Annotated in this window: 14 protein-coding genes; 5 read left to right on the top strand and 9 right to left on the bottom strand. The window is 72.3% G+C overall.

The window, feature by feature from the left end; all coding sequences use genetic code 11:
- The first annotated feature begins 40 nt into the window (after nt 1-40).
- Nucleotides 41-829 (top strand): hypothetical protein, encoded by a 789-nt coding sequence (locus ACYVAG_RS14345; protein WP_460770742.1) that lies wholly within the window; start codon nt 41-43, stop codon nt 827-829.
- A complete protein-coding gene (locus ACYVAG_RS14350; RefSeq protein ID WP_460770744.1) occupies nt 822-1,970 on the top strand; it encodes an NADH-quinone oxidoreductase subunit D-related protein in 1,149 nt (382 codons plus the stop codon). Before ACYVAG_RS14345 ends, ACYVAG_RS14350 begins: the two co-directional genes overlap by 8 nt.
- A gap of 77 nt (nt 1,971-2,047) precedes the next feature.
- Here ACYVAG_RS14350 and ACYVAG_RS14355 read toward each other — a convergent pair whose 3' ends face one another.
- From ACYVAG_RS14355 to ACYVAG_RS14395, 9 genes are all read right to left on the bottom strand, one after another.
- Complete coding sequence (locus tag ACYVAG_RS14355; RefSeq protein ID WP_460770745.1) at nt 2,048-2,713, bottom strand: hypothetical protein; 666 nt, start codon at nt 2,711-2,713, stop codon at nt 2,048-2,050.
- A 61-nt stretch (nt 2,714-2,774) separates the two neighbouring features.
- Nucleotides 2,775-3,260, bottom strand: coding sequence for a DUF3180 domain-containing protein (locus tag ACYVAG_RS14360; protein WP_460770746.1), 486 nt, complete (start codon nt 3,258-3,260; stop codon nt 2,775-2,777).
- A gap of 1 nt (nt 3,261) precedes the next feature.
- A complete protein-coding gene (gene folK, locus ACYVAG_RS14365; RefSeq protein ID WP_460770748.1) occupies nt 3,262-3,813 on the bottom strand; it encodes a 2-amino-4-hydroxy-6-hydroxymethyldihydropteridine diphosphokinase in 552 nt (183 codons plus the stop codon).
- A complete protein-coding gene (gene folB, locus ACYVAG_RS14370) occupies nt 3,810-4,172 on the bottom strand; it encodes a dihydroneopterin aldolase (protein WP_460770750.1) in 363 nt (120 codons plus the stop codon). The genes folK and folB overlap by 4 nt, the downstream gene beginning before the upstream one ends.
- An 84-nt stretch (nt 4,173-4,256) precedes the next feature.
- Complete coding sequence (folP, locus tag ACYVAG_RS14375; protein WP_460770752.1) at nt 4,257-5,114, bottom strand: dihydropteroate synthase; 858 nt, start codon at nt 5,112-5,114, stop codon at nt 4,257-4,259.
- Nucleotides 5,111-5,680 carry a GTP cyclohydrolase I FolE gene (gene folE, locus ACYVAG_RS14380; protein ID WP_460770753.1) on the bottom strand — a complete coding sequence of 190 codons (570 nt, stop codon included), beginning with the start codon at nt 5,678-5,680 and terminating at the stop codon, nt 5,111-5,113. The genes folP and folE overlap by 4 nt, the downstream gene beginning before the upstream one ends.
- 103 nt (nt 5,681-5,783) lie before the next feature.
- Complete coding sequence (locus ACYVAG_RS14385; protein WP_460770755.1) at nt 5,784-6,722, bottom strand: TIGR01777 family oxidoreductase; 939 nt, start codon at nt 6,720-6,722, stop codon at nt 5,784-5,786.
- 1 nt (nt 6,723) lies between these two features.
- Nucleotides 6,724-7,389 carry a TetR/AcrR family transcriptional regulator gene (locus ACYVAG_RS14390; protein WP_460770757.1) on the bottom strand — a complete coding sequence of 222 codons (666 nt, stop codon included), beginning with the start codon at nt 7,387-7,389 and terminating at the stop codon, nt 6,724-6,726.
- A gap of 25 nt (nt 7,390-7,414) precedes the next feature.
- Nucleotides 7,415-8,584, bottom strand: a complete 1,170-nt coding sequence (locus ACYVAG_RS14395; protein ID WP_460770759.1) for a DUF418 domain-containing protein — start codon at nt 8,582-8,584, stop codon at nt 7,415-7,417.
- Between the two features lie 85 nt (nt 8,585-8,669).
- On the opposite strand from ACYVAG_RS14395, the gene ACYVAG_RS14400 reads away from it, so the two are divergent.
- Genes ACYVAG_RS14400 through cobF form a run of 3 tightly spaced genes read left to right on the top strand, consistent with a single transcriptional unit; the run spans nt 8,670 to nt 11,232 of the window.
- Nucleotides 8,670-9,293 carry a TetR/AcrR family transcriptional regulator gene (locus ACYVAG_RS14400; protein ID WP_460770761.1) on the top strand — a complete coding sequence of 208 codons (624 nt, stop codon included), beginning with the start codon at nt 8,670-8,672 and terminating at the stop codon, nt 9,291-9,293.
- Between the two features lie 35 nt (nt 9,294-9,328).
- Complete coding sequence (locus ACYVAG_RS14405; RefSeq protein WP_460770763.1) at nt 9,329-10,465, top strand: calcium:cation antiporter; 1,137 nt, start codon at nt 9,329-9,331, stop codon at nt 10,463-10,465.
- The gene (cobF, locus tag ACYVAG_RS14410) at nt 10,462-11,232 is read left to right on the top strand and encodes a precorrin-6A synthase (deacetylating) (protein ID WP_460770764.1); all 771 of its coding nucleotides are present in this window, start codon (nt 10,462-10,464) and stop codon (nt 11,230-11,232) included. Before ACYVAG_RS14405 ends, cobF begins: the two co-directional genes overlap by 4 nt.
- Nucleotide 11,233 lies beyond the last annotated feature (1 nt).

The raw sequence follows: 11,233 nt of genomic DNA on the forward strand, positions 1-11,233 counted from the left end.
AATAGCGTGTCCCACGGTGCTTTCCGGTGCGATTGCCGATTTGTTGAGAATTCACGCGATCGACCACCTGATCGAGGTCGGCGCCGGTGACGCCCCCGTGGATCTGGGGGCCGATTGCCCCCGCGTACGCCGCCACGCCATCGACCTGCGTCCCGTCCCGGGGCTGGAGGACGACACCCGCCTGGCGCGATGGGACGTCGCGGGCGACTCCTGGGACGGTCCCGTCGCCGACCTGTGGGCCGACGGCACCCCGGTCCTCCTGCTGGCCGTGGAATGGCTCGACGACCTGCCCTGTGTGGTCGCCGGTCCCGCGAACGGGGAAGAAGGGCCGCGCGTCGAACTCGGACCGCACGGTGCCGCAGGCCCCGTCTCCCGCGACGACGATGCCTGGCTGAACCGTTGGTGGCCGTCCGTCGGCACCGTCGACGTGGGGCGTACGCGGGACTCCGCCTGGCTGTGGTTCGCCGAACGGCTGCCCCCGGGCAGCCTCCTGGTGGCGCTCGACTACGGCCACACCGCCGAGCGCCGACCACGCCGGTCCACGCTCACGGCCCACCGCGACGGCCGCGCCGTCGAGCCCGGGACGCCGGACGCGAACCTCACCGCCCACGTGGCCGTCGACAGCCTGGCCGACGCCGTCGAGCGCGCGGGTGCCGAGCGACTCGCCCTGACCCGACTCCGCGACCTCCCGGTCGCCCTGCCCGACTCGGCCGGCCTCCACGCCCTGGCCCTCCGCAGCGAGCTGGCCCTCTGGCGCGACCCCGCTCGCTTCGGAGACTTCTGGTGGATCGTCCACCGGGTCGCCGACCATAATGGCCCCCATGCCTGACCAGCCCGCGACCCCCGCCCTCCCTCGGCGGCTCAGGTTCCTCGTCGGATCGATGGCGGCCGGCATCCCCGGCGACGCGACCACGATCTGGCTGGACCTCGGCGCCGACCACCCGTCCCACGCCGGCCTCCTCGAGCTGTGCGTGGCGGAACGGGACGGCGTCGTCACCGAGGCGACCGTGGTTCCTGGGGCGATGCATCGCGGGGTCGAGAAGCTCTTCGAGGTGCGCGACTATCGTCAGATCCTCAGCCTGGCCGACCGGCACGACTGGCAGGCGCCGTTCTTCGGCGAGCTGCTCGCTGCCACGGCGGTCGAGCAGATGCTCGGACTCGAGGTCCCCCCGCGGGCGGCGTGGCTGCGGACGCTGCTCGCCGAGCACACCCGCATCCTGTCCCACCTGGGATTCCTGACCTGGGTCGCCCGCGACACCGAACACGCCACGGTCGTCCGTCGGGCCCGCGAGGAACTCCGCGAGCAGACGCGTCGGCTCACCGGCAACCGCATCCACCCGATGGTCGTCCGCCTGGGGGGTCTGGGCGCCGACGCCACCCCCGCCTGGCTCGCCGACGAGGTCGCCCTCGTCACTCGCATCGCCGCCGACCTCACCCCGCTGTCCGAGTCCCTGCCGGGAGCCGGGGTCGGCCTCGTGGACGAGGCGCTGGTGGACGCGTACGGGCTCTCCGGTCCCCTCGCCCGCGCCGCGGGCCTCGACCTCGACCTGCGCCGCACGGCCGCGTCCGGTCCGTACGCGGAGCTCGCCGACCTGGTGCCCGCGCCCACCACCGAAGGGGCCGGCGACGCCCGCGCACGCTTCTCCCTCCTGCTCGATGAGGTGGGAGTGTCCGCGCGGCTCGTCGAGGCGTCAGCCGAGCGTGTGCCCGACGGCCCCATCGACGTCCGCCTGCCGAAGATCGTCAAACTGCCCGACGACGAGGCGTACGCGGCGGTGGAGGCCCCGCTGGGTCGCTCCGGCCTCCACGTGGTCTCCCGCGGCGACAAGACGCCGTGGCGCATGAAGCTGCGTACCCCGTCGTTCCACCACGCCGCCGCGCTGGAGGCGATCCTCCCGGGCACGCCCGTGGGTGACGTGGAATGTGTGCTGGCCTCGATCGGTCACGTCATCGGCGACCTGGACAAATAGGCGCGGGCCCACCGACCCCGGCGACACGGCAACGGCGCCGGCCCCCCGAGGGACCGGCGCCGTCGGCGTACGCGGGGTCAGGCCTGCTTGCGGACCTCGGCCTCGACGGCCGGGAAGGCCAGCTTCTGCAGGTCCACCACGGTCGGGTGGTCGCCGTCGGCGAACAGGTCCTCCGCGGTCGGCAGGGCGTCCCAGTCCGAGCCGGCGGCGTGACGCGGCATGGCCAGCACCTCGGCGTCGTCCTCGATCTCCTGCAGGGTGCGCAGCTCGGCCTCGCGGGAGGCGAGGTCGCGACGAAGGGTGGAGATGCGGTGGTCGCGCTCGGCGAGGTCGGCCTTGAGGCCGGCGTTGGCGCCGCGCAGGGTGTTCAACTCGACCTTGAGCTCGCCGATGGTTCCCTCGAGTTCGCGCACCGCCGCGTCGGCGCGACCGTTGTGGTCACGCAGGGCGTCGAGCACCTCGCCGGTGCGGCGCCGCTCGGCGGCGATCGACGCACCCTGGGAGCGGGCGATGTGGGACAGGGCCTGGCCGTGTTCGGCCTGGGACTGGCGCAGTTCCTGCCAGGCGAAGCGGACCGCGAGGACCGCACCGATGGCGAGCACGACGAGCCCGGCGCGCACCACCCAGACCGAGCCGAAGGCGGAGGCGATCGCCAGCACGAGGCCTGCGGAGAGCGCGAACTGCGACGCCCGGCGGAGGGGGGACGCGGAGCCGGAGCGGCGGCTGGTGGAGGTGGTGTTCACGTGCGTAATGGTAGTGCTCGGACACCGGCGCGGGCGGGTGCGAAACGCCCTCCGAGAGAATCTAATCGCGATCCTCGGGCGTGGGTGGCTCGTCGCCCCAGCGCCCGCGGCACGCCTTCTCCAGCACCCATCCGGCCAGCGCGATCGCGACCGCGACGACGGCCGAGACGACCCCGCGGATGACGCGCTGCCGCGGGCCGACCGCGTCGAGGTGGTCGACGAACAGGTAGGCGAACACCAGGTAGCCCGCGGCCAGGGCCGCGCCGCCGAGCAGGGCCGATTTGGCGAGGGCGAGGTGGACGAGCGCTCGCCGGTTCTCGACGGGCGGCGAACCGGGCTTGGTCGCAGCCCGGCGTACGCTCCACGCCAGCCACCCCATGGCGATCGCGAGGGCGCCGAGCATGGCCACCCCCACCCACGGCAGCTGCGGCGTCTCGCCCGTGGCGCGTTCGACCGTGCGGACGAACAGCCACGCGCCGAAGGCGCCGACGAGCGCGGCCGCGCCGAGTTCGCGACCCGTCGTCGCGGTGACGGTGGGTTCCGCCAACTCAGGCCTCCAGGGCGAGGTCGTCGCGCCGGCGGACGCCGGAGGTGTCGACGTCCTCGAGCAGCACGGCGATGGGGCCGTGGCCGGGGAGTTCACCGGTCGGGTCGACGTCGTGCCACGGCACGAGGACGAAGGCGCGTTCGTGGGCGCGGGGATGGGGCAGGGTCAGCTCGGGATCGTTCTGCTGGACCTGGCCGACGACCACGAGGTCTACGTCGAGCGTGCGGGGATCGTTGCGATGCTCGCGCTCACGCCCGTACGCGTCCTCGATCGCCTGCGCCCGCTCAAGCAGCGTCCGGGTCTGGAGCGTGGTCTCGGCCACGACCACGGCGTTGAGGAACTGGGGGCTGTCGGCGGGACCGCCGACGGGGTCGGTCTCATAGACCGGCGAGACGTCGACGATGATCACGTCGGGGGTGTTGCCCAGCGAGTCGAGGGCCCCTTGGAGGTTCTCGAGCGGGTCGCCGAGGTTCGATCCGAGGGCGAAGACGACCTTGCGCAGCGGGCGCATGCCGCTGAGGGTGTCGGCGTCGATGGCGTAGGGGTGGGTCATGTGCGGCTCCTTCTCACGGTGACGGCGATGTCGTCGAACGGGACGTCGACCGGCGCCATCGGCTTGTGGACGGTGACCTCGACCTCGCGTACGCGGGCGTCGGTCAGACAGGTGCGGGCGATGCGGGCGGCGAGCGCCTCGATGAGGTCGAGCGGGTCGCGCTCGACGTCGGCGACGATGGCCTGCGCGACCCCGCCGTAGTCGACGGTGTCCACGAGGTCGTCCGACTCCCCCGCAGGGCCGAGGTCGAGCCACAGGGTGGCGTCGACGCGGAAGCGCTGCCCATCTGCGCGCTCGTGCTCGAACACGCCGTGACGGCCGAAGGCCTCGATGCCGGTGAGGGTGATGCGGTCGCTCATGGTCCACCTCCGTCCAACTGCCCGCTCCTGGTCCAGCTGTTGGGGCGGAGCCTAGCCGACGGCAGGAACACCTCGGTGAACGACCTACTCATCAGTAACGTCGCCGCGCAGCCGCTCCACCACGGCGATCGCGTCACACTGGTCCCGCACCGAGTGCGTACGCACGGCCCAGACCCGGCGCTGGGCGCAGACGGTGGTGATGGCGGCCGTGGCCGCATCGCGCCGCTTGGGCGCGCGCTCGGTGCCGGACGTTGCGAGCAACTCCCCCAGGAATCGCTTGCGCGACACCCCGACGAGCACGGGAAGGCCCAGCGACTCGATCTCGTCGAGGCGTCGCAGCAGCTCCCAGTTGTGACCGGCGGTCTTGGCGAAGCCGATGCCGGGATCGACGACCAGGCGGGCCTCCCGTACGCCGGCCGCCAGGGCCGCGTCGACGCGCTCCGCGAGCTCGCGGCGCACGTCGGCGACGACGTCCTCATAGGTGGCGAGGTCCTGCATGGTGGTGGAATGGGCGCGCCAGTGCATGGCGATGTAGGGCACGTCCAGATCGGCGACGACCGGGAGCATGTCGGGGTCCGCGAGTCCGCCGGACACGTCGTTGATCATGGTCGCGCCCGCGGCGACCGTGGCCCGGGCGACTTCGGCGCGCATGGTGTCGACCGACACAGCGACCCGTTCGGCGGCCAGCGCCGTCACGACCGGCAGGACACGGCGCAGCTCTTCGGCGGCCGTGGTGCGGGAGATCCCCGGCCGCGTCGATTCGCCGCCGACATCGATGATGTCGGCGCCCCGGGCGGCCAGCTCGAGGCCGTGGGCGATGGCGGTGTCGTGGTCGAACCAGTCGCCGCCGTCACTGAAGGAGTCGGGGGTGACGTTGAGGATGCCCATCACGCGGGTGGGCCCGGGGGCGAGCAGGCCCCCGCTCTCAGGCCGGGGGGTCATCGGCCCAGGATCAGGCTCATGGCCTCGGCCCGCGTCACGGCGTCGCGCAACTGGCCGCGGACGGCGCTGGTGACGGTGCGCGAGCCGGGTTTGCGTACGCCGCGCATCGTCATGCAGAGGTGCTCGCACTCGACCACGACGATCACGCCGCCGGGGTTGAGGTGCTCCATCAGCGCCTCGGCGATGTCGGTCGTCATTCGCTCCTGCACCTGCGGGCGCTTCGCGAACACGTCGACGAGTCGCGCGAGCTTCGACAAGCCGGTCACGCGGCCGTCCTCGCCGGGGATGTAGCCCACGTGGGCCACGCCGGTGAACGGCACCAGGTGGTGTTCGCACATCGACCAGACCTCGATGTCCTTGACGAGGATCAGCTCGTTGTGGGCCATGTCGAAGCTGGTGGCGAGGACCTCTTCGGGGCTCTGGCGCAGCCCGGCGGTGAGTTCGGCGTACGCGCGCGCCACCCGCGCCGGGGTGTCGCGCAGGCCGTCGCGGTCGGGGTCCTCGCCGATCCCGACGAGGATCTCGCGGACGGCCGCCTCGATGCGGGCGTGGTCGAACTCATGCATGGGAGGTGACTCTATCGGGCGGCCGAGCAAGCAGGAGTCGAAGCGCTGGCTGAGCGACGAAGGAGTCGAAGCGCTGGCTGAGCGACGAAGGAGTCGAAGCCTGTCACCCCATCTGCACCCTCAGCAGCCCCCGCGGCGTCCGGCGCGCGATGTCGGCCAGCGCGCCATCGAGCTCCGGGTGGCGGAACGCGTACGCGGTGTCCAGCAGCCGGCCCGGGTGGACCCAGCGGCTCTTGAGCACCAGCTCGGCCTCCGTGCGGATGATGCGTGCGCCCGCCTCCAGCGACCAGGCCGGCAGCGGCAGACCCACGGGGCGTCCGAGATGACGCCGCACCGCCGCCATCAGTTCGACGTTCGTCACCGCGTGGGGTGAGGCCAGATTGACGGGTCCCTCCAGGGCCGGGGTGTCGATGATGTGGCGGATCGCGCCATGGACGTCGTCGACGTGCAGCCAGCTGAACCTCTGGCCGCCGTCGCCCTCGGGGCCACCGAACCCCAGGCGGGCCAGGTTGATCAGCGGGCTCAGCGCCCCGCCTTCCGGGCCGAGGACGATGGTGGTGCGCAGGGCGACCCGGCGTACGCGGTCACCGACCGGCGCCGCATCCAGCTCGCGCTCCCAGGCGCGGGCGACCTCGACGGAGAAGCCGTCGCCCAACTCGCCGGAGTCCTCGTCCTGCGGTCGGTCGCGGGCGTCGCGATAGATGGTGCCGGTGCTCGCGTTGAGCCAGACCGGCGGCGGGGCGTCGCAGGCGGCCAGCGCCAGCCCGAGTTCGCGGGTCGTCCGGGTGCGGGAGCGGAAGATGGCGTCGGCGTTGGCCTTCGAATAGCGGCAGCTGACCGAGCGCCCGGCCAGGTTCACCAGGGCGTCGGCGCCCTCGACGAGCCGTCCGAGGTCACCGCCCCAGGTGGCGTCCGCGCCCGAGCGGCCGATGGTCTTCACGTCCCAGCCGTCGCCGGCGAAGGCGCGGGTGAGGTGGCGGCCGAGGAAACCGGACGCCCCGGCGATGACCACGCGGGGGCGGGAGGTGGCGGGTGTGAACATGTCAGTCCTTTGCGGGTGCGAAGCGGTCGACGAGGGCCACGACGTCCGCGGAGACGCCGCGGGCGATGGGGAGGCGGGCGAGGTTGAGGGCCCGGCCCAGCAGGGGCGCGAGTCCGTCGACGAGGTCCCGCGTACGCCGCTGGCCGTCGGTCGCGTCGTGGACCCAGTGGAGCGTCACGCCCAGGTAGGCCAGCAACAGCAGGGTGGGGAGGCGATCGGCCAGAGCGCCGCGCGGGACTCCGCGGGACGTCCCCACTGCCTCGGCCATCAGTGCGACGGCCTGGGCCCGGGCGGGTGACGAGGCCGCCGAGAACGGGCTGATGTCGGAGGCGGGGCGCAGCGCGGTGGCGATCATCGTCGCGCCCAGCGCGTGATAGGGCGCCATCACGTCGAGGCCTGCGTGGAGCACGCGCCGCAGGTTCTCCCCCACCGGGTCACCGTCCACCAGCCTCGGGAGGGCGATCGCGCGATGGTCGGCCTGGACCCGATCGAACAGCTCCTGGACCAGGGCGTCCTTGCCGGCGAAGTAGTAGTACGCGTTCCCGGTCGAGACGCCCGCCTCCGTGGCGACGCGCCGCATGGTCGTGGCCTCATAGCCCTCGTCGCGCAGGAGTCGCAGGGCGGTGTCGACGAGGAGTTCGCGCGTGCGCTCCGCCTTGGCGGTCATCGCAGGCACCCAGTTTTGAACATGTTCAAATCTTAGCGGACACCCGGTGCACCAGCCCCTCCACCGGACCGCGCTCGAAGCGCCGCAGCCACAGGTGGGCGAGCGTCGCGATCGCCAGGCAGACCCCGGCGTACGCGACCGCGGTGACGGGGAGGCGCAGCACCGGCGCCACCGCGTTGAGCCCGAGACCCCAGCCGTAGAACAGGGCCGACGACAGCAGGTTCTGGGCGATGTAGCAGCTGAGCGCGGCGCGTCCCACCTCCGAGAGCCGCCGGCCGACGAAGCCCGGCTCGCGGCCGAGCCACGCGTGGGCGATGAGGGCGAGCAGGCCCGCAGAGACGACCGGGGCCAGGAGGTAGCGGCACACGAGGACCGAGGTCGGCAGCTGGGCCAGCAGGAGGTCGAGCGGAAGCGCAATCCCGCCCGCGATCATCAGGCGCCGCCGCAGCCCGGCGCCGCGCGGCTCGAAGATCCCTCGGGACAACAGCGCGGCACCGGCGAGGAACATCGCCACCGACATGGGGCCGATGAACACTGGCTCCAGACGGAAGAGGAACGCCTGGTCGAGGCGCAGTCCGACCAGGTCCAGCCAGCTGCCGTCGCGATAGGGATTGGCGTCGGAGCCGGTGCCGGGGAGCGCCATGGCCCCGGTGGGCATCGCGACGAGCAGCCAGGTGACCACCCCGACCGCGGCGACGTGCAGCGCGGTGCACGCGACGGCCACGCCCAGGCGTACGCGGGGTGAGGCGAGGATGAACCAGCTGACGACGAGCGCGGTCACCGCGTACCCCATCAGCACATCGAACTCGGCGATCAGGAGGTAGTGGACCAGCCCCTCGGCGAACAGCAGTCCGGCGCGGACCCAGTAGCGGCCGGGCCAGGGCCTGCCGCGGCGCTGGGCCGAGCGCGCCTGGATGGCGAGGCCGATGCCGAACATGAGGGTGAGCAGGCCCAGGAACTTGCCGTTGGCGAGTGCCATCAGGAAGGCCTCGACGCGTTGTTGGGCCGGGCCGGCGCCCGGGGTCGTCGGCCCGCCGAGATAGCCGAGGAAGCCCCCTGGATGGCTGAACAGCCAGATATTGGTGGCGAGGGTGCCGAAGATCGCGATGCCCCGGGCGATGTCGAGGGCGGGGATGCGCGCCGAAACCGACGGGCTGGGGGTGGCGCGGTCTGCGGTGCTGCGAGCGGAGGACATGGGGGTGATCCTTTTTATCTCGACTGTGATAATTGCAACCTACCACGCCGGGAGGGGATCCATCACATGCGTGATAAAATCTCGTATGCCCAAGCTCGTTGACCCCACCGAGCGGCGGCAGGCGATCATCGAGGCGGTCTTCCGTCTCGTGTGTCGCGACGGCATCACGGGCGCGTCCCTGCGGCACATCGCCGACGAGGCCGGGCTCAACATCGGGTCGGTGCGTCACTATTTCGACAGCGCCGACGACCTGCTCGAGGCGGCCGCCCGCGCCATGGCCGATCGCGTGGCCAACCGCATCCGGTCCCACGAGCCGGCGATCGACGCGGCGATGCAGCGGGGCGACCATCAGGCCGCCCTGCAGGGTCTGGTCGGGATGCTCGAAGAGCTCATGCCGCTCGACGAGGCCCGGCGGGCCGAGGCGACCGTGTGGCTGGCGTTCACCGAACGGTCACGCACGCGCGAGAACCTGAAGCCGTACGCCGCCGAGCTCCTCTTCGGTTCGCGGGAGCTGGCGCGGGCGCTGACCGGCGCCCTCGGTCAGCCGGACGAGGCCGCCGAGGCGCTCGCGGCGTGTGTCGACGGTCTGATCCTGGCCGCCGTGCACTTCCCGGAGAACTATCCGGCCGAACGCCAGCGGGCCGTCCTGGCCCACCAGATCGACACCGTGACGCGCGCCGCCGCCGTTGACCGCCCCACCACAGACTGACCGACCGTCCCGCACCACCCACGGAAGGACCGCCCTTGTCCCTCGTACGCCGACACCTGACCTGGACCACCCTCGCCCCGATCGCGGCCATCGTCGCGCTCCTCGCCTCCTGGGGACGCGACCTGCCGCTGTTCGCCGTCCTCGTGGTGGCCGTCCTCCTGGGCGCCGCCGTGCTCGCCGCCGTCCACCACGCCGAGGTCGTGGCCCACAAGGTCGGCGAGCCCTTCGGCTCACTGGTCCTCGCGGTGGCCGTGACGATCATCGAGGTCGCCCTGATCGTGACGCTGATGGTGTCGGGTGATCCGGAGAAGAACGCCACGCTGGCCCGCGACACCGTGTTCGCCGCCGTGATGATCACCCTGAACCTCATCGTGGGCATCACGCTGTTCGTGGGCATCAGCCGCCGCTCCCGGCTGGCCGTGTTCAACTCGGAGGGCACCGGCGCCGCGCTAGCGACCGTCATCGCGATCGCCGCCCTGTCGCTGGTCATCCCCCGGTTCACCACGACGACCGAGGGACCCATCTTCAGCGACACCCAGCTCGTCTTCGCGGCGGTCGCCAGCCTCGTGCTCTATGGCATGTTCGTCGTGACCCAGACCGCGCGTCACCGCGACTTCTTCCTCCCCGTCGAGGAGCCCCGCAAGGCCAAGGGCGGCAGCTCGGCGGCCGCCGGGTCGAACGTTCCCGACGACGAGGACCACGCCGCGCCGCCGTCGCGGTCGGAGGCGCTGGTCAGCGTGCTGCTGCTCGCGGTGTCGCTCGTGGCCGTCGTCGGCCTGTCGAAGGTCGAGTCCCCCGCGATCGAGGCAGGCGTGAAGGCGGCCGGACTGCCCCCGTCGTTCGTGGGCGTCATCATCGCCCTGGTGGTCCTGCTGCCGGAGACGCTGGCCGCCGCGCGCAACGCCAAGCGCCGGCGCGTCCAGATCGGCCTGAACCTCGCGCTGGGGTCGGCGATGGCGTCGATCGGCCTGACCATCCCGGCCATGGCGATCATGACGCTGTTCATCGACACCCCGCTGGTGCTCGGTCTCGACCCGGTCCAGATCGTCCTGCTCGCACTGACGGCCTCGGTGTCGATCCTCACCGTGATGCCGGGCCGCGCGACGCGACTGCAGGCGTCGATCCACCTCGTGCTCGGCGTCGCGTTCGTCTTCCTGGCGGCGATCCCGTGACCGACCTGCGCCGCGTCAAGGTGATCGGCATCGGGCCCGGCGGCCACGACCAGCTCACACTCGCGGCGGTGCGTGCGCTCGGCGAGGTCGACACGTTCCTCGTCACCGACAAGGGGGCCGACACCTCCGACCTCGTCGCGTTCCGCACCGCGGTCGTGGAGCGCCACGCGCCGCAGGCCCGCGTACGCGTGGTCCCCGATCCGCCGCGGGACCGGGCGGCCGAGCGCCCGGGCGGCGAGGCGTCCGCGTACCACCGCAATGTGGGCGACTGGCACCACGCGCGGGCGCGGGTGTACGCCGAGGCGATCGCGGACTCCCTCGGCACCCTCGGATTCCTGGTCTGGGGTGACCCGGCGTTCTATGACTCGACGCTGCGGGTGGTCGACCACCTGCGCGCCGGCGGGCTGGAGATCGACCTCGAGGTGGTCCCCGGCATCTCGTCCCCCCAACTCCTCGCCGCGCGCCACGGCATCGCGCTGAACCGCGTGGGGTCACCGATCCACATCACGACGGGCCGGCGACTGGTCGACGAGTGGACGCCCGAGCTCGGCGACGTGGTGGTCATGCTCGACGGCCACCTGACCTGCCGATCGCTGGTGGGCAAGGGGCTGGAGATCTTCTGGGGCGCGATGCTGGGCGACCCGCGCGAGGCGCTCGTGAGCGGCCCGCTGGACGCGGTGATCGACGAGATCACAGCCGTACGCGAGGCCCTGCGGGCCGAGCACGGCTGGGTGATGGACACCTACGTGCTGCGGCCCGCGGGCTGAG

The organism is Mariniluteicoccus flavus, from assembly GCF_054776655.1.